The 17390-nt window shown below is 65.8% G+C and carries 13 protein-coding genes; 6 read left to right on the forward strand and 7 right to left on the reverse strand.

Going from position 1 to position 17390, the window contains the following annotated elements; translation table 11 throughout:
* Nucleotides 1–5 precede the first annotated feature (5 nt).
* Nucleotides 6–461 carry an Lrp/AsnC family transcriptional regulator gene (locus D6B98_RS24900; RefSeq protein ID WP_126259525.1) on the forward strand — a complete coding sequence of 152 codons (456 nt, stop codon included), beginning with the start codon at nt 6–8 and terminating at the stop codon, nt 459–461.
* Between the two features lie 291 nt (nt 462–752).
* Here the strand turns inward: D6B98_RS24900 and D6B98_RS24905 are convergent, their stop codons facing one another.
* Nucleotides 753–947, reverse strand: a complete 195-nt coding sequence (locus tag D6B98_RS24905) for a hypothetical protein (RefSeq protein ID WP_126259526.1) — start codon at nt 945–947, stop codon at nt 753–755.
* Nucleotides 948–993: 46 nt separating this feature from the next.
* Between D6B98_RS24905 and D6B98_RS24910 the strand changes: the two genes are divergently transcribed.
* Nucleotides 994–5109 (forward strand): sensor domain-containing phosphodiesterase, encoded by a 4116-nt coding sequence (locus tag D6B98_RS24910; protein WP_126259527.1) that lies wholly within the window; start codon nt 994–996, stop codon nt 5107–5109.
* Nucleotides 5110–5160: 51 nt separating this feature from the next.
* Here the strand turns inward: D6B98_RS24910 and galE are convergent, their stop codons facing one another.
* From galE to D6B98_RS24930, 4 genes are all read right to left on the reverse strand, one after another.
* The gene (galE, locus tag D6B98_RS24915; protein WP_126259528.1) at nt 5161–6153 is read right to left on the reverse strand and encodes a UDP-glucose 4-epimerase GalE; all 993 of its coding nucleotides are present in this window, start codon (nt 6151–6153) and stop codon (nt 5161–5163) included.
* 19 nt (nt 6154–6172) lie between these two features.
* A complete protein-coding gene (locus tag D6B98_RS24920; RefSeq protein WP_126259529.1) occupies nt 6173–6976 on the reverse strand; it encodes a WecB/TagA/CpsF family glycosyltransferase in 804 nt (267 codons plus the stop codon).
* Nucleotides 6969–9341, reverse strand: a complete 2373-nt coding sequence (locus tag D6B98_RS24925) for an exopolysaccharide transport family protein (RefSeq protein ID WP_126259530.1) — start codon at nt 9339–9341, stop codon at nt 6969–6971. The genes D6B98_RS24920 and D6B98_RS24925 overlap by 8 nt, the downstream gene beginning before the upstream one ends.
* A 291-nt stretch (nt 9342–9632) precedes the next feature.
* A complete protein-coding gene (locus D6B98_RS24930; protein WP_126259531.1) occupies nt 9633–10433 on the reverse strand; it encodes a class I SAM-dependent methyltransferase in 801 nt (266 codons plus the stop codon).
* Nucleotides 10434–10826: 393 nt separating this feature from the next.
* Here D6B98_RS24930 and D6B98_RS24935 point away from each other — a divergent pair, with 393 nt between their 5' ends.
* Nucleotides 10827–11855, forward strand: a complete 1029-nt coding sequence (locus tag D6B98_RS24935; protein ID WP_126259532.1) for a glycosyltransferase family 2 protein — start codon at nt 10827–10829, stop codon at nt 11853–11855.
* Between the two features lie 3 nt (nt 11856–11858).
* Here the strand turns inward: D6B98_RS24935 and D6B98_RS24940 are convergent, their stop codons facing one another.
* Complete coding sequence (locus D6B98_RS24940; protein ID WP_164718838.1) at nt 11859–12851, reverse strand: glycosyltransferase; 993 nt, start codon at nt 12849–12851, stop codon at nt 11859–11861.
* A gap of 243 nt (nt 12852–13094) precedes the next feature.
* Here D6B98_RS24940 and D6B98_RS24945 point away from each other — a divergent pair, with 243 nt between their 5' ends.
* Genes D6B98_RS24945 through D6B98_RS40100 form a run of 3 tightly spaced genes read left to right on the forward strand, consistent with a single transcriptional unit; the run spans nt 13095 to nt 16705 of the window.
* Nucleotides 13095–14195 carry a glycosyltransferase gene (locus tag D6B98_RS24945; protein ID WP_126259533.1) on the forward strand — a complete coding sequence of 367 codons (1101 nt, stop codon included), beginning with the start codon at nt 13095–13097 and terminating at the stop codon, nt 14193–14195.
* Between the two features lie 15 nt (nt 14196–14210).
* The gene (locus D6B98_RS24950; protein ID WP_126259534.1) at nt 14211–15563 is read left to right on the forward strand and encodes an O-antigen ligase family protein; all 1353 of its coding nucleotides are present in this window, start codon (nt 14211–14213) and stop codon (nt 15561–15563) included.
* Nucleotides 15560–16705: a GNAT family N-acetyltransferase gene (locus D6B98_RS40100; protein WP_164718839.1), complete on the forward strand. Its 1146-nt coding sequence runs from the start codon at nt 15560–15562 to the stop codon at nt 16703–16705. The genes D6B98_RS24950 and D6B98_RS40100 overlap by 4 nt, the downstream gene beginning before the upstream one ends.
* A gap of 60 nt (nt 16706–16765) precedes the next feature.
* Here the strand turns inward: D6B98_RS40100 and wrbA are convergent, their stop codons facing one another.
* Nucleotides 16766–17365, reverse strand: a complete 600-nt coding sequence (wrbA, locus tag D6B98_RS24960; protein ID WP_126259535.1) for an NAD(P)H:quinone oxidoreductase — start codon at nt 17363–17365, stop codon at nt 16766–16768.
* Nucleotides 17366–17390: the final 25 nt, after the last annotated feature.

The raw sequence follows: 17390 nt of genomic DNA on the forward strand, positions 1-17390 counted from the left end.
GCCCCATGATCGAAGACCAGGACGCGCGAATCCTCGCTCATCTCCAGAAGGACGGCCGCGCCACCAACCAGCAACTGGCGGACGAGGTCGGCATGTCCACCTCGGCCTGCTGGCGCCGGGTGCGCGCGCTGGAGGAGGCTGGCGTCATCCAGAGCTATGCGGCCCTGGTCGCGCGCGAGCAGGCGGGCTTTGCGATGTCGGCCATCCTCCACGTCTCGCTGGAGCGGCACGACGCGAAGTTCGTCGACGAATTCGTCGCCAGGGTCACGAGGCGCCGCGAAGTGCTGGAGTGCTTTGCGACCACAGGCGATGCCGACTATCATTTGCGCGTCGTGGTGCAGGACATGGCGGCCTATAATCGCTTCCTCGACGAGTTCATGTTTCGCATCCCCGGCATCCGCTATGTCCGCAGCAACGTGGTGCTGAAGGAGATCAAGTCGAGCGTGGCGCTGCCGTTTTGAGCGCGGCTCGCACAGCTCTCGTAGGGCAGGCAAAGCGCCGTAGGGTGGGCAAAGGCGCGCTCGCGCCGTGCCCACGTTCTCTATCGTCGAGAGATGGTGGGCACGGCGCTAAGCGCCTTTGCCCACCCTACGGCACTTCCGCTACCCTCGCCCATCGCACGGCAAGGCGCTGGCCGTGGTCGGAGGCGCCGGCTTGGATGATCACGGGATAACCCTGTTGCGAGCGCGGCCCGGTGAACGGCCCGCGCGACTTCTTGCCCTTGGCGGGCAATGGTTGTTGAAGCCATCGTCTCAAAGCGCAGCTGCGATATCAACCGGCCGTAAACCAATACAGGGCTGCAAATTCGTAAACAGACCCGCTTTCGGTGTAGGATTCGTCCACGCTGCGGTATTTTCCGGCAGTTTGGCGCGGTCGTTCGCAGCCCGTTCACTTTGATTGACAGTTTGCGGCGCGCAATAACGACCACTTAGGCGATCGGCATTCATAAAGTCACCTGGGAAAAACTGGCAGAATGCCCCGGGAGCTGAGATCGTGACGACGACACTCGCGCGCACCTTTGCGGCGTTGAGCGCCATCAACGAAGCGATCCTCTATGCGAAATCGCCGGACGAGCTGTACCAGAAGGTCTGCTCCGCCGGGTTTGCCAGCGGCGACTTCCTGGCCGTGGCCGTGTTCCTGGTCGAACCGGACGGCGGCCGTTTGCGGTTCGCGGCCGGCTGCGGCGACGACGTTCGGCGGCTGCGCTCGATCGTGATCACGACGGAAGCCGGCACGCCCGAGGGATCGGGCGTCGGGGGCGAGGCGTTTCGCGAGCAGAAGCTGTGCATCAGCAACGATTACCTCAACGATCCGCGCTCGCTGGCCTGGCGCGAGGGCGCGGCTTCGGCCCACATCGGCGCGGCTGCGGCGCTGCCGCTGCTCTGCAGCGGCAAGAGCGTCGGCGTGCTGTATGTGACCCGCAGCGAGGCCAATTCGCTGGACGACGAGATGGTGTCGCTGTTCGAGCGCATGTCGGCCAACATCTCCTATGCGCTCGACAATTTCGCGCGTGAGAGCGCGCGGCAAGCCAGCGAGCGGGCGACGCGGCGGCTCAATCGCATGTTCGGGGCCATCAGCGCCACCAACGAGGCAATCCTGCGCGCCAAGACCGAGCAGGAGCTTTATCAGCGCGTCTGCGATGCCTCCGTTCACGGAGGCAAATCGCTCTCGACCGTCATTCTGCTGAAGGAGCCGGATTCCGATTGGCTGAAGCCTGTTGCGGGTACCGGCCAGAACCTGGAATTGGTTGCTCGAACCCGGTACTCCGTCGATCCGGCAAATCCGTATGGCCGCGGAATTTCAGGGGAGGTATTCCGCTCGCAGAAGCCGTGCCTGGAAGACGATCTGCCCGGTCGCACCAGGGGGACGCCGTGGGAGCAAGCCAACATCAATACCGGCGTCGCCGCCTGCGTCGCCGCTCCTCTGATCAAGCATGGTCAGAGCGTCGGCGTCATGCTGTCCTTCATCAGCCGGTCCTGGGCCAAAGACGAAGAAGTCGTCGCGCTGATGCTGCGGATTGCCGAAAACGTCTGCTTTGCGCTCGACAATTTCGATCGTGAGTCCGAGAAGGCCAGGATTGCGGTGGAGGAGGAACGCCTGGCGCGCATGTATGCCGCGCTCAGCGCCACGAACGAGGCCATTCTGCGCGCTCACTCGCGTACCGAGTTGTTCGATCTCGTCTGCGAGGCGACCGCCAAGGGCGCCAAGTTCACCTCGGCCAATATCGCGCTGGTCGACCGTGACGCCGAGCTGCTGCGCGTCGTGGCCTGTTACGGGCCGAATGCGAATGAGGTTCGCAACTTCAAGTTCTCCACCTCCGAGGAGGTGCCGGAAGGCCGCGGCTTGACCGGCACCGCCTATCGTACGCGCCGGCCCGCCGTCAGCAACGACGTGCTCGCGGACGAGCGCCTCGCGCCGTGGCACGCCAGCGCGCGCCGGACCGGAATCGCATCCTCCGCCGCCTTGCCGCTGTTCTGCGGCGACCGGGTCGAGGGCGTGTTCCTGTTCAACGCTCCGGAGGCCGGCACCTTCACGGATGAATTCGTCGAGTTGCTGAGCAGGCTCCAGGCCAACGTCGCCTTCGCGCTGGAAAGCTTCGATCGCGCCGAGGAGAAGGCGCAGGACGACAAGCAGCGGGATCGCCTGAGCGGAATGTTCGAGGCACTGAGCGCAACCAACGAGGCCATCATCCGCGCCAAGACGCGCGAGGAGTTGTTCGAGGCTGCCTGCCAGGCCGGCGTCCTCGGCGACGTGTTCGCTTCGGCTACGATCGGCATCATCGACAGGGACAACGAACTCCTTCGTGTCGCCGCGGTGAAGGGGCGTCTGCAGGAGCAGATGGCCGGGCGGACCTGCAATCTTTCCGCCGGTCATCCCGAGGGCCAGGGCATCATCGGGGTCTCGATCCGGACCCGCCGGCCCAGTGTCATGAACGACTATCTCAACGACCCGCGCTCGATCCACTGGCGGACGAAGGCGGTTGAGGATGGAACGCGGGCTGCCGCCAGCTTTCCGCTTCTGAAGGCAGGCCAGGAGCCGATCGGCATCTTGCTTTTCCTTGCAACCGAAGAGAACACGTTCACCCCAGATCTGGTCGAATTGCTTGGACGTCTCGCCGAGAACGTGTCGTTTGCCCTGGACAACTTCGACCGTGCCGAGGAGAAGGCCCGCACCGAGAGCCAAAAGGAACGGCTGACGCGCATGTTCGCCGCCCTGAGCGCGACCAACGAGGCGATCATGCGGGCGAAGTCGCGCGCCGAGCTGTTCGATCTCGTGTGTCACGCGGCATCGCATGGTGCCAAGTTCACGTCGACGACCATCGCGCTGGCCAAGGCCGAGAGCGATCTGCTGGAAATCGTGGCGAGCGCGGGCCCGTCCGCCTACACCACGCGCAATGTCCGCCTCTCCGTCGATCCGGAGCGGCCCGAAGGGCGCGGCATGAGCGGCACGGCGTTCCGCACGCGCCAGCCTTGCATCAGCAACGACTATCTCAACGACGATCGCGTCCGCGTCTTCCATGCCATCGTCCGCAACGACGGCGCGCGGTCGGGCGCGGCATTTCCACTCATCGTACACGAGCAGGCCGTCGGCGTCATGATCTACATGTCGACCGAGCCCGGCACCTTCACGGTCGAGTTCGTCGAGCTGTTGCAGCGTCTCGCCGACAACGTCTCCTTTGCGATGGAGAATTTCGATCGCGCCGACGCCAAGAACCAGGCGGACGAGCGGATCGAATACCTCGCCTCGCATGACAGCCTGACGGACCTTCCGAACCGCGAGACCTTCAACGGGCTCTTGCGCGAGGCCATCGACACGGCGGAGCGTCACGATCACCGCTTTGCGGTGCTGTTCATCGATCTCGACCGCTTCAAGGTCATCAACGATTCGCTGGGGCACGAGGCCGGCGACCTGCTTCTGCTCGAAGTGGCGAACCGCTTGCGCGGCGCGCTGCGGGCAAGCGACGTGGTGGCGCGGCTCGGCGGCGACGAGTTCGTGGTGATCCTCGACCAGTGCGGCGAGATCGATGCCGTCCAGCGCATCGCGACCGAGCTCCTGGCCGCACTCGCCCAGCCCATGGAGCTGGCCGGGCACGAATGTCACACCACGGCCTCGATCGGCATCGCGATGTATCCGGCCAACGGTTCCGACGTGCAGACGCTGACCAAGAACGCCGACATGGCGATGTATCTCGCCAAGGAAGACGGCAAGAGCGGCTATCGCTTCTTCTCCAAGGAAGTGAAGACGCAGTCGATCGAAAGGCTGTCGCTGGAGAGTGCGCTGCGCCGGGCGCTGGAGCGCGGGCAGTTCTCGCTGAACTACCAGCCCAAGGTCGAGATGGAGACCGGCCAGATCACCGGCGTGGAAGCATTGCTGCGCTGGGCACATCCCGATCTCGGCAACGTCTCGCCGGCGCAGTTCATTCCGCTTGCGGAAGAGACCGGACTGATCGTGCCGATCGGCCGCTGGGTGCTCAACGAGGCCTGCGCACAGGCCATGGCCTGGCAGCGCCGCGGCCTGTTGCCGCTGTCGATGGCGGTCAACCTGTCGCCGCGGCAGTTCGCCGACGAGCATCTGTTGCAGGACGTCGACGAGGCGCTGGCGGCCAGCGGCATGTCGCCGGTGCTGCTCCAGCTCGAAGTCACCGAGAGCATGATGATGCGCAATGTCGGCCGTGCGCTCAAGGTGCTCGACGCCATCCAAAGCCGCGGCATTCGCCTCGCCATCGACGATTTCGGCACCGGCTATTCGTCGATGTCGCTGATGAAGCACTTCCCGATCGACACCATCAAGATCGACCGCTCCTTCGTGCGGGACCTGCCGCAGGATTCGGAAGACCAGGCGATCGCGCAGGCGATCATCAGCATGGGCAAGGCGCTGGGCATGACCGTCGTCGCCGAAGGCGTCGAGAACGCCGAGCAGGAGGCGTTCCTGCGCGCCCATGGCTGCGACGAGATGCAGGGCTTCCTCATCTCGAAACCCTTGCCGGCACGGCAGATGGCCGAGCTGCTGCGGCCGATGGTCCTGCCTGCCGCCCCGCCGCTCCAGCCGGAGCCGGACTTTGCCGCCACGCAAGCCGCGGCGTCACGGCTGAAACGCGCCGTCGTCTGACCGCTGCAGCTGTCCGCCCCCGGCGGAGCCAGGCGCGGGCGCCTCGATCGCCTATCGCGCCCTGAACGGATGCGCCTTCTGGTGCCAGGCCCAGGCGGTGCGAATCACCGTCGCCAGGTCGGAGTGGCGCGGTACGAAGTTCAGCACCTTTCTCGCTGCCGAGGGATCTGCGACCAGATAAGTGGGATCGCCGGCGCGGCGCGGCTTGACGGTATGCGGCACCTCGCGCCCCGTCTCCTGCCGGATGGCATCGAGGATCTGGCGCACCGAGAACCCGGAGCCGGTGCCGAGATTGAAGCTGCCGCCGGCATGTCCGCCTTCCAGAAGCTTCAGGGCCGCGACATGCGCCGCCGCGAGGTCGGTGACGTGGATGTAGTCGCGGATCGCGGTGCCGTCGGGTGTGGCGTAGTCGTCGCCGAACACCGCGAAATCGACATGTCCCTGAAGCGCCATCATCGCGCGCGGAATGAGATGGGTTTCGTTGTCGCGCAGTTCCCCGATGCCACCGCCCGGATCGGCGCCGCTGGCGTTGAAATAGCGCAGGCAGAACGCGCCGAAGCCATAGGCGGTGCGATAATCGGCCAGCATCCGCTCGATCATCAACTTTGATGCGCCGTAGGGATTGATCGGCGCGCAGGGGAAGTCTTCCGGCAGTTCCTTGGAATCGGCGTTGCCATAGACCGCGCCGGTCGAGGAAAACACGATGCGATGGCAGTTCGCGTTGCGCATCGCCTGCAACAGCGACAGCGTTCCCTGCACGTTGTTGACATAATATTTCTGCGGGTCGGTCATGGACTCGCCGACAAGGCTCGCCGCCGCGAAATGCATCACCGCCGTGATCTTGTGGTCGGCAAAGGCGCGTGCCAACGCCGTGCCGTCCAGCAGATCGCCAGTGACCAGCGGACCGGCAACGAAGCTGCGATGGCCTGTCGAAAGATTGTCATAAACGACGGGCTGATAGCCGGCGGCGGTCAATGCGCGGCAGGCGTGCGAGCCAATATAGCCCGCGCCTCCTGTGACGAGGACAGTCGGTCGGTCGGTCATGTCGTCTTGTGCTCTTCTCTTAGTAGAGGGGGCGGTTGCGGCTGAAGAGAAGATAGAGCGCGCGGGGGTTGGTGGTCAAATAGCGCCAGAGCAGGCGGCGTGGCTCGAGCAAGGTGCGCCAGGCCCATTCGAGTCCGATTTTTTGCATCCATTGCGGCGCGCGGGAACGGCTGCCTGACAAGAAGTTGAAGAGGCCGCCGGATGTCTTGATAACGCCAACATTGGTGAGATGCGGCGTGAACTCCTTCACGAATGCCTGCTCGTTAGGCACGCCGAGCGCGACCCACAGATAGTCCGGCGCAAGCGCGTTGATCTCCTCGACCTTCGCGCGCAGCTCTTCGCCGCGCAGATAGCCTTGGCTGTGCCCGACGATCTTGAGCTTCGGATACATCTTCTGGACGTTCGCGACCGCTGCGATGTTCTCGGCCTCGCTGGCGCCGAACATGTAGAAGGTGCGGCCCAGGGCTTCCGCCTTGCGCGCGACCACGTGGAACAGGTCCGTGGTTGCGACGCGTTCCGGCAGCGGAAACCAGGATTGCAGCTTCGAGGCGGCGACCAGCGGCTGGCCGTCGGCGTTGATCAGATCGGCGGCACGGAACAGGCGCTCGGTCTGCGGCTCGGTCGAACAGCGCGCCAGCACCTCGCCATTGGCCGACGTCAGGAACAGCGGACGGCCGATGCGACTGTCGGGATCGGTCGCCTCGATCATGAAATCGGCGGTCTCTTCCAGATCGAGCGCGGCCATCCGAAGCCCGCCGACGGTGATCCGCGGCACGTCGGCAGTTGCTGCCCGTCCGTCGAGGTTGACGCGGCGCTCAAGCATATTGTCTGCCTCGCTGACGCGTTTCAACTTTAGGGGTGAGCTCGTCGAGCACGACGCCGACGAGCTTGCGCTCGGCGCGGCCGAGCGCGGTCAGGATCTCTTCGAGACTGTCGTTGAGATCGAGGCTGGTCGGCAGCACCGCCACCAGCGCGTCGGTGTCGTCGAGCAGCTTGCGGCTGCCCGCAAGAAGCGGCATCGCAGGGCCGTCGAGGATCACGAGGTCGTAGCCGCCTGCGGCGCGCGCCTGCGCAATCGCCTTGCGGATCGCGTCGGCGGCCTTGCCGGCATCGCCCTCGCCGGCCGGCAGCACCGAAATGCCGTTGACCGTCTTGATCTCGCGTGCGGCCTTGCTGCCGATCGAGAGCCAGCCGAGCCTGCTCGGTTCGTTCTTGCCGGGGCGGCCGACCTTGTTCGAGAGAGCGTGGGTCTGATGGTCGGCGTCGATCATGAGCACGCGGGCGCCATCGCGCGCGGCCGCGAGTGCGAAGTTCAGCGCACTCACGCTGCGCCCGGCGCTCTCGCCGGTGCCGACCAGCGCAATGACCGGCATCGCCTTGCCGCCGGCGCGCCGGGCCACGGCCGCGCGCATGTCGCGCCAGGCGTTGAGCAGCTTCGTCAGGGGAAAGCCGGGCCGCAACGTCGGCCAGCCCAGCCGGGTGAGATCGACGCCGCCGCCGGTGGCGAGAATGGCGCCGAGCGTGTGAATGACGTCGGCCTCCTGAAGGCGCGCGATCAGGGGCTTCTCGATCGAGGGGTTCTCGACCATCGCGGGTTGCAGCGGTGGCGCGGCAAGTTCGGGCGGGATCTGCGCGACCTCGGGGGATCGCGACGGCTGCTCGGGCCGCGAAGCCTCCAAGGCCCGCGAAGGCTCGGGAGCGCGCGCTGTCTCCGGCACCGGCTTGCGTTCGCGGCGGGCCGGCGCGGGCGCTGGCGCGGTTGCGCCGGCGAACAGAAGCTCGGCCGCGACGAACCAGCTCGAGGCCGCAAGCGCGCCGAAGATGAAGCCGATCATGGCGAACAGGCTCATCGCCGGCGGGAACGAGCGCCGCTGCGGCACGGTCGCCTCGCCGATGACGCGGGCCGCCGAAGTGTTCAGGCTCTCCTGCTCCTCGGTCTCGCGGGAGCGCTTGAGGAAGGATTGGTAGACGTCGCGGCTGGCATCGGCCTCGCGCTCCAGCTCGCGCAGGCGCACGGCGGCCTGGCTGAGCTGGACGCTCTGCCGCTTCTGCGCTTCCAGCGCCCGGTTGAGCGAGGCTTCATAATCGCGGGCGCGCGTCAGATCGTTCTTGGCGGACTGGGCGAAGCGGTCGATCTCTTCGCTGATGGTACGCTTGAGATCCTCGACCTGCTTCTCGGTCTGGCGCAGCGCCGGATGGCGTGGCCCGAGCTCGCCGGCCTGCTCGGCATATTTCTTGCGCGCATCGGCATATTGCGCGCGCAAATTCGCGATCGTCGGCGATTGCAGCGCTTCCGGAATCGCGCCGGCATCGGCAGCGGTCCGGCGGCTCGCCTCGATCTGGTCGAGCCGCGCCTGCGCATCCATCGTCGCCGCGCGCGCCGCGGAGAGCCGCTGGTTGCTGGCGGAGAGCTGCTGGTCGCTGATCAGCGCATCCTGGGTGCCGACGAAATTGTTCTGGGCCTTGTAGGTGGCGAGCGCCGTCTCGGCGTTGCGCAGCCGCTCGCGCAGCTCCTTGAGGCGGCCGGAGAGATCGCTGGTGGCGCGCCGTGCGGCCGAAGCCTGCGAATTGCGGGATTCCGCGAGATAGGCATTGGTCAGCGTGTTGGCGAGCATCGCCGCCTTCGCCGGATCCGTCGACCACACCTCGATGTCGACGATGAAGCTCTTCTCGGTCTTGCGGATCGTGATGTGCCGGTTCAGCGCCTCGAGCGCCGCAAGCTGCACCTCGGTGTTGGCCGCAGCGGAGGGCGCCCGGGGCTGAAGGCCGATCAGGCCGAGCAGCGACGACATCAGGCTCCTGCCGTCGCTGCCGCCGAATTCCGGATCCTTGTCGAGACCGGCCTGCTCGATCACCTTGAGCAGGACGCTGTTGGCGGTGATCAGTCGCGCCTGGCTCTCCACCACCATGGACATGCCGGAGACGTCCTGCGCGCGCGGCGTCAGCTCCCGGTCGACGAGTTGAAGCTCGCGCGGGTCGACATAGAGCTGGGCGGTGGCGGTGTAGCGGGGCGTCAGGCTCTTGCCGATGGTGACGGCAAGCGTTGCGCCGAGCAGGGCAGCCGCGGCAATCGCGATCTTGCGCCGCCAGAGCAGATTGGCGAGCTCCAGCACGTTAAAGCCGGCCTGAGACCTCTGTTGCGGAGGCTCGGGTCTCGCCCGATCTATCGGCTGGTTATAGTCAAGCATGATCCCCAGCTTTCATTCCAAGTGCCGCAGGCTGAGGGGTTACTCTTCGCTCTACGCCACGCACCCGGGATATAGGTGCCCAATCAACGCAACAGGGAAAATTAACCATACTCATTGAGGGACTATTCACCGAAATGGCAAACAAAGCGTTTAAGCGCTTGCCAGCCGGCCGAGCCCCCCTGTGACGCCCAAGTCGCGCGGGCTTCCCGGAGATTAACGGTTCGTTACCGCGCACGGCGTTGCCGCGAGACTCCGCTTGTCCGGTGATGGGCCGCGCGCGCGCCATGATGGTCAGCTCTTGCGCAGGATGACGTGATAGTCGCCGCGGCGGACGTCGATGCCGCGCGGAAGCACGGCGTTCAGCACCGCGGCGCCGGCGTCCACGAGAGCCGCGAGCAGCGGCTTGCGCCGGCGCATCTCGGGATAGCGCGGACTTTCCACCTCACGGCGGTAGATCATCTCGAGGCCGTTGGCGGCCGCGAACGCTTCCAGCCGGGGCAGCGTCACCAACGGGTGAAAGAAGGTCGGGAATGGCGGCTCGCCGGGCAGGCCGGCATCCTTGATGCCGCGAATGTGACGGTAGAACCAGACGTGAAACCAGTGCGGCGAATATTTGGTGACAATTCCGGACAGCGAGCTGGGATTGGGTGCGCCGATCAGGATCAGGCCGCCGCGCTTGAGCGCGTCGCGGAAATTCAGCAGCGCGGCGTCGACATGGGGCAGATGCTCGATCACGTTGTAGCAGATCACGAGATCGAAGCTCTCGCGCCCGAAACGGTAGGTCTGCACGTCGCCCAGGATCGCCTCGTCCGCGTAGCTGTTGTTGCGGACCTGGTCCTCGTCGATGTCGACGACGGTGACCTTGCTGCGATGGAGCAATTCCGGCGGCAGGACGCTGCACGAGCCGCCGCCGGCTTCGTAGATGGCGAGTTCAGCCTTCGGCAGTTCGCCGCGCAGCACCTCGTGGACGGCGAGCAGGCTATCGCGGGCTTCGCCGGGGACGAGATCGTGCAGCGCCTGGACGGGTGCAGTGGCCGCGGGGATCCGGATCGCCGTGGCTGTCGCGAAATCGATCGTGGCTGGCTTGTTCATATTTTCTGACCGCGCTTGTTCTAATCAAATTTACAGGAAAAGACTCGCTTGCCCGAAGAGCAAATCCGATGCCGCGCCGTCTCACCGGTTGCAGTGCTTACGGTCGGGTTAATGCGCACGCGCATTAACTACGGCATTGTTCATGTTGGGGCTCCGTCGGCGCGCGGAGCGCGAATTGCACTATCACGCAGGCATGATGGCGCGGGAGAAATAGGCGAAAGCGGTTAAGCGCATGATGTTGTTTCAGGACGGCCGGCAGACCGGCGCGCTGTCTGGGCACGCGCCTTCGCGGGCTGCTCATTTTGGCACGCATCTGTCCCGCGGCGATGTGCCGTCGCGGGATGCGCGACCGAAGCAGGGTTTTCTCAACATATCTCGGACATCTAGAACGTCATGACACTGATCCCGACAGACCTGTCCGCCACGCGCGTCTCGGATGCCGTGCGCGATCCCAACCGGGAGATCGCGGCGAGCTCCCGCGTCATCGACCTGTCGGTCGGCATTGTCGTCTGCATTCCCTGCTTCCGCCGTCCGCAGCACCTGCGGCTGACGCTGGAATCGCTGGCGAACCAGCGTACCCCGCGTTCCTTTGCCGTCGTCATGGTCGAGAACGACGCTGCGCGGCGCGAAAGCGCTCCGGTCGCCGCCGAGTTTCTGGCCGCCGGCAGGCTCCAGGGCGTGTGCCTTGTCGAGAAGCGGCAGGGCAATTGCCAGGCGATCAACGCTGCCTTCGAGACGGCGCAGACGCTGTTTCCCGCCGCGACCCGCTTCCTGATGATCGACGACGACGAGATCGCATCGAGCGACTGGCTCGAGCTGATGGTCCGCACCGCGGAGGCGACCGGCGCCGACGTGGTCGGCGGGCCGGTGCTGCCTGTGTTCGAGGACGACAGCAAGCCGTGGCTGTCGCGCCATCCCGCCTTCCGTCCGGCCTACGACTATTCCGGCGCGGTGCCGCTGATCTATGGCTGCGGCAATTGCCTGATCACGCGCGCGGTCTTCGAGCGGTTCGAGCGTCCCGCGTTCGACCTGCGCTTCAATTTCCTCGGCGGCGGCGATTGCGACTTCTTCGTGCGGTGCCGTGATGCCGGGATGATATTCCACTGGACGGCGGAAGCCGTCATCACCGAGACCGTGCCGCAAAGCCGCACCAGCCTCGGCTGGATCGCAAAGCGCGGCCTGCGCATAGGCGCGATCAATTATCGCGTGCAGTACAAGGCGGCTCGAAGCGCGGGCGCGCGCGCATGGGTGTTCGCGCAGATGCTCGGACGGCTGCCGCTGTCGCTGGTCCGGTCCGTTCGCCTGCTGGCGACGTCGAAGGCCGTCGTCGCCATGCATCCGGCGCTGGTGGCGCTCGGCTCCATGCTCGCGGCGTTCGGCTTCGCGCCGAAGCCCTACGAGGCCTCCAAGATCGTGTCGTGACGGTTAGATGCCGAAGCGGGCGAGGGCGGTCCTTGCCGTGGCGCGCGGCAGCGCCTTGAGCGAACGGCGGCCGACCATGCCGAGATAGCCGAAGGCCTGGCGATACCGGCCGAAGCGGACGGCCTGCATCGCCGCATAGGTGATGAGATGCAGTTCGGCGGCAAGGCGCAAGCCGGGCGCGGTGCCCGCGGGCAATCTCGCCAGGATCAGCCCGTCGTCGAACACCCGCGCGATGGCCGGGAAGAAGTCCTTCGGCGTGCGGACCGCGGCGTTCATGGTGCTGGCGGTGTGCAGACGATAATCGAGCAGCAGCTTCGGCGCGAATTCGAACTCGCCGATCGCGGCGAGGCGGCACCAGCAATGCCAGTCCTCGCAATATCGCAGCGAGGTGTCGAAGCCGCCGATGGCGCGGAAGGCCTCCGCGCGTGCGAGCGCGATGCCGCCATTGACGATGAAATTGCCGGCCGCGAGCCGCGTCAGCACGTCGCCGGACGGCTTGCGGCGTCCCTTCAGAAGGCCGCGACGGCCGATCTGGCGTCCGTCGCTGTCGATCGTGTTGTAGTCGCCATAGACCAGAACCGCGCGCGGCGCACCGCGTGCCGCCGCCAGGAGTGCAGCCACCGCGCCGGGACGCAGGCGGTCGTCGGCATCGAGGAACAGCAGCCACTCGCCGCTGGCATATCGTGCACCGAGATTGCGCGCGGCCGATACGCCGGCGGACTCATTCGTCACCAGGCGCAGTCGCGGGTCGTGAATGGCGCGGACGATCGCGGTGGTGTCGTCGGTGGAACCGTCGTCGACGACGATCACTTCGCCCACCTCGCGCTGCGCCAGCGCGCTGGCCAGGGTTTCGCCGATATAGGCCGCAACGTTCTTGGCGGGAATGACAACGGATACCGATGTGGTTGGGCTCGACGGCAGCGGCTGGCGCGCCGCCGGCACGATGCGGGTGGAGGCCGGCAAATCGAGAACCTGTTCGGCGGTGATCTGAGTCACGGCTCGCCCTTAAGAGTCTGTTAACCAGGGCGCAGCTGCTGAATGGACGATGCGATCGATCGCAGCGTTGGCCCCTTGCGAATGATACCCGCATTACGGCCTGATCGTTGACGCGAAGGCGTATGTCGGCGTGCTTTCGTCAATTAGCGTTAAGCCGCTGGCATTAAGCCTGTGGCAAATTCGGAAGAGAGCGACAGCCGGTCCCATGCGAGAATGCGCATCCGGTTGCCGCGGATGGATCCAGTGCCCGCCACGACGTTCGAACATGACCCCGATGCGATGATCCTCAACCTCTTTTACGAGGACAAGGACGATCGCTGGTTTCCCGGCGACCGGCACCTGCGGCGCACGGCGCGCCGCTTGCTGCTCGGCGAGCCGCGCATGAGCGGACAGCTTCGCGTGTTCCTCAATCTCTGCGCTGGGCTCGACCGGCTCGGTATCCGCTACCGCGTCAACGATTACCGTTACATCGCGCAGCATCCCGACGAGCTCGCCTGCATCATCGGCCGCACCTTCCTGCTCGACAAGTTCGCGTGGAAAAATCCGATCCTGCTCGGCGTCGCCGCCCACAATCATCCGCTCGACGATCCCGATTTGTTCAAGCGCCTGCCGGTCAAGAAAGTCGTGGTGCCCGGCGCCTGGTACGTCGACATGTATCGGCCGTACTGGCCCGACACCGAGGCCTGGCCGGTCGGCATCGACACCGATCTGTGGACGCCGTCGCAGGCCTCGCAGAAGGCCATCGACGTGCTGATCTACGACAAGGTCCACTGGGATCGCGAGCGCTACGCGCCGGAATTGATCGAGCCGGTCCGTGCCCGGCTCGCCAGGGAGGGACGCTCGTTCATCGAGTTGCGCTACGGCGGCTACAAGGAGGAAGAATATCGGGAGGCGCTGGCGGCCTCGCGCGCGATGATCTTCCTGTGCCAGAACGAAAGCCAGGGCATCGCCTATCAGCAGGCCCTGGCCTGCGGCATACCGGTGTTCGCCTGGGATCCGGGTGGGCCGTGGCGAGACCCCGATTACTATCCGCACCGCGTGCAGTTCGCGCCGGTGTCCTCGGTGCCGTATTGGGACCAGCGCTGCGGCGCCAAGTTCGTCGACATCGCGGGGTTCGAGGCGGGGTGGGACGAGTTCTGGGCCGGCTGTGAAGCGAACGCGTTCGACCCGCGCGGCTATGTCCTGGACAACCTCACGCTCGAGCAACGAGCGCTGCAATATTACGAGATCGCGCGGAGCATCGTGCGGCCGCCCGCGGCGCAGAGCTCCGGCACGACTGTTGACGGACGCTCAACCGGGGTGAGCCAGGACCCGGAGCTCCACCTGCGTCACCAAACGTCTTGAGCCGTGGACCGCAGCATGGACCGCAGCGTCGCCGATATGACCGACCTCGAGACCCGGTCGTTGGGTCGTATGCTCCGTGATGGCCTGGCGGAGCTGAACGCCGCGCAGGCTGCGCGCTGCCTCATCGCGGTCGCGTCGCTGCTGCTGGTGATGGTGACGCTCGATCCGTTCCCGGATTTGCGCAATCCCGATGTCACCACGATCGTCGGCGGACGAATGGCGGTAACCTACGTCTCCTGGGGGCTCCTGGCTGCGATCGCGGTGCTGTTCGCAGCTCGCACCGATGCGCCTTCGCTGAAGACCCTGGTCACGCCGCTTCATCTCTGTCTCGTGGGCTGGTTGCTGATCAACATCGTCCTGTCCGAGAGCCGCGGCGTGTCGATGCAGCGCTTCGTGCTCCTCGTCAGCATGACGTCGCTCGCCGTCCTGCTGCCATTGCTGCCGCCGACGCAGCGCAGCTTCAACCTGTGCCTGGGTGCCGCGGCGCTGGTCTTGCTCGCGCTCTGTTATCTCGGCGTCCTGCTCGCGCCGCAATACTCGATCCACACCGCGCTCGATGTCACCGAGCCGCAGCTCGCCGGCGACTGGCGCGGCAGCTTCGGCCACAAGAACATCGCCTCGCCCGTGATGACCATCCTGGTCTATGTCGGCATCTACCTGTCCGCCGTCGGCTCCTTCGTGATGGGACCGGTGATCGCCGTGCTGGCCGGCCTCTTCCTGATCTTCACCGGCGGCAAGACGTCGTCGGTGCTTTGCCTTGCGGTCTACGCGCTCGCCTCGCTGGTCTATGTCACCCCGAGCCTGTGGCTGAAGCGGATCATCTGCTTCGTTCCGCTGATCGCGATGAACCTGCTGACGGTCGGCAGCGTCCTGAGCCCGGCGCTCGGGGCCATGACGCGGCTGCTTCCGCTCGATCCCACCTTCACCGGCCGGTCCGCGATCTGGGAGTTCGCGCTCGCGGCCGTCGCCGAGAAGCCGCTCATCGGTCACGGCTATGCAGCTTTCTGGGACGACGTCACGGCGCGGCAGACCGCCCAAGGCGCCGAATGGGCGACGTCCGCGGCGCACAGCCACAACAGCTATCTCGATCTCGCGGTCACCATTGGTCTGCCGGGCCTGCTGCTGGTGATCCTGGTCTTCGTGCTCGCACCGCTCGGCAATTTCCAACGGGCCCAGGCCCACAGCCGCAGTGGCGCACTGGCAAAGCTGTTCCTGACCGTGTGGCTGTTCGGCCTCTATTACGGGACGACCGAGACCTTCCTGCTCGAACGGCAGAATCCGATCTGGTTCATGTTCGCTCTGGTCGCGGCCGGCCTGCACTTCCTGGCCAGGTTCCAATGCGTTGCGCAAGCGGAACTGAAGCCATGACGTTTTTCGGCGTCGAGCAATTGGATGGTCTTGCATCCACCACGTCGGGAATCGCGATCGATGTCGTGCGTGACTGGCGTCAGGCCGCTTCGCGCCTGAGCGCCGGGCATCGCACCGTCTTTCAGCATGGCTACTGGCTCGAGGCCTGGTATCAGGCGTTCGATGACGTCGCGCCGTTGATCGCCGTGATCTCCGATTCTGCCACGGGCAAGGACATCGCGATGGTGCCGATGATCAGCCATGTCAGACGCGGCATCCGCATCGTCGAATTCGCCGACCTCGGCGTCTCCGACAACAACGCGCCGATCGTGGCGCCCGATGCCGCGTTTGACGCGGCGGCGGCAAATGCGATCGTCATGGCGCTGGTCGAGGCGTTGCGCGCCTTGCCGGACCGCTTCGATCTGCTGCGGCTGAGGAAGATGCCGGCCCAGGTCGGCGGCAAGCCGAACCCGCTGGTGTCGCTCGGGCGGATCGGATCCTGCTCGCTCAACGGCAATCTCGTGCTGATGGGCGATACCTACGAGGCCTATCAGGCATCGATCAAGCGCATGCAGATGCCGCGGTGCTGGCGCGTCTTCAACCGGCACCAGGGCGCGCGGTTCGAGATCGCTACGGACGTTGCGCGCGCGCGTGAGCTGCTCGACGTGATGGACGTGCAGCAGCAGGCGCGTATGCGTAAGCTCGGCTCGCCGTTCGTTCTCAACGACGAGACTCATGCGCGATTCTATCGCGAGGTCGTCCGTCAGGGCCTTGACGACGGCTATGCCGTCGTTTCGGCACTCGTCTGCGACGACGGTGTCATCGGCACCTCGTTCGGCGTCAGGCAAGGCGCGGCTTATTGCCTGCTGCGCATCAGTCACGCCGGCGAGTCCTGGTCGAGCTGCTCCCCCGGGCTGCTCATCATCGAGCGCACCATGGCGGCGCTGCATGCAAAGGGCGTGCGCCGCTTCGACCTCAGCATCGGCAATCAGGACTACAAGCGCCGCTTCGGCGCCGAGCGGGTGCCGCTGACCGACGTCAGCGTCGCGCTGTCATGGCGAGGCTTGCCTTTTGCATGGCGCGATCATGCCGCGCAGGGCCTGCGCCGCTATCCCGCGGCCGCCGCTCTCGCCGCGCGCGCCATGGGCAAAGGCATACGCTGAAGCGGCATTCCCGGACGGGAATGCCGCGAGCGCATCGGCCTTGGAGTTCAGCCATGGAGTTCAGCCATGTAGCTTCCTGGCGGTCTCCGCGATCTGGCGGCCCTGGTAGCGCGCGCCGGCGAGCTCGTTGGCGCTGGGCTGGCGGCTGCTGTCGCCGCCGGTGATCGTGGTGGCGCCGTAGGGCGCGCCGCCGGTGACTTCGTCGAGCTTCATCTGGCCGGCAAAGCCGTAGTTCATGCCGACCACGACCATGCCGAAATGCAGGAGGTTGGTGATGATCGAGAACAGCGTCGTCTCCTGGCCGCCATGCTGGGTCGCGGTCGCGGTGAAGGCGCCGCCGACCTTGCCGTGCAGCGCGCCCTTGGCCCAGAGCCCGCCGGCCTGATCGAGGAAGTTCGCCATCTGCGAGGCCATGCGGCCGAAGCGGGTGCCGGTGCCGACGATGATCGCGTCGTAATTGGCGAGGTCCTCGATCTTGGCAACGGGAGCGGCCTGATCGAGCTTGTAATGCGAGGCTTTTGCGACCTCGGCCGGCACCAGCTCGGGCACGCGCTTGATGTCGACGGTCGCGCCGGCCTCGCGCGCGCCTTCGGCGACGGCATTGGCCATCGCTTCGATATGGCCATAGGCGGAATAATAGAGGACGAAAACTTTGGTCATGGTGGTCTCCGTTGAGGGTAGGTGA

The sequence above is a fragment of the Bradyrhizobium sp. LVM 105 genome (assembly GCF_003957705.1).
Taxonomy (GTDB): Bacteria; Pseudomonadota; Alphaproteobacteria; order Rhizobiales; family Xanthobacteraceae; genus Bradyrhizobium; species Bradyrhizobium frederickii.

What these genes read in the sequence shown, in the direction of transcription:
- D6B98_RS24900 (WP_126259525.1), top strand. Translation starts at nt 6, where the DNA reads ATGATCGAAGACCAGGACGCGCGAATCCTCGCTCATCTCCAGAAGGAC.
- D6B98_RS24905 (WP_126259526.1), bottom strand. Translation starts at nt 947, where the DNA reads ATGAATGCCGATCGCCTAAGTGGTCGTTATTGCGCGCCGCAAACTGTC.
- galE (WP_126259528.1), bottom strand. Translation starts at nt 6,153, where the DNA reads ATGACCGACCGACCGACTGTCCTCGTCACAGGAGGCGCGGGCTATATT.
- D6B98_RS24920 (WP_126259529.1), bottom strand. Translation starts at nt 6,976, where the DNA reads ATGCTTGAGCGCCGCGTCAACCTCGACGGACGGGCAGCAACTGCCGAC.
- D6B98_RS24925 (WP_126259530.1), bottom strand. Translation starts at nt 9,341, where the DNA reads ATGCTTGACTATAACCAGCCGATAGATCGGGCGAGACCCGAGCCTCCG.
- D6B98_RS24930 (WP_126259531.1), bottom strand. Translation starts at nt 10,433, where the DNA reads ATGAACAAGCCAGCCACGATCGATTTCGCGACAGCCACGGCGATCCGG.
- D6B98_RS24935 (WP_126259532.1), top strand. Translation starts at nt 10,827, where the DNA reads ATGACACTGATCCCGACAGACCTGTCCGCCACGCGCGTCTCGGATGCC.
- D6B98_RS24950 (WP_126259534.1), top strand. Translation starts at nt 14,211, where the DNA reads ATGGACCGCAGCGTCGCCGATATGACCGACCTCGAGACCCGGTCGTTG.
- D6B98_RS40100 (WP_164718839.1), top strand. Translation starts at nt 15,560, where the DNA reads ATGACGTTTTTCGGCGTCGAGCAATTGGATGGTCTTGCATCCACCACG.
- wrbA (WP_126259535.1), bottom strand. Translation starts at nt 17,365, where the DNA reads ATGACCAAAGTTTTCGTCCTCTATTATTCCGCCTATGGCCATATCGAA.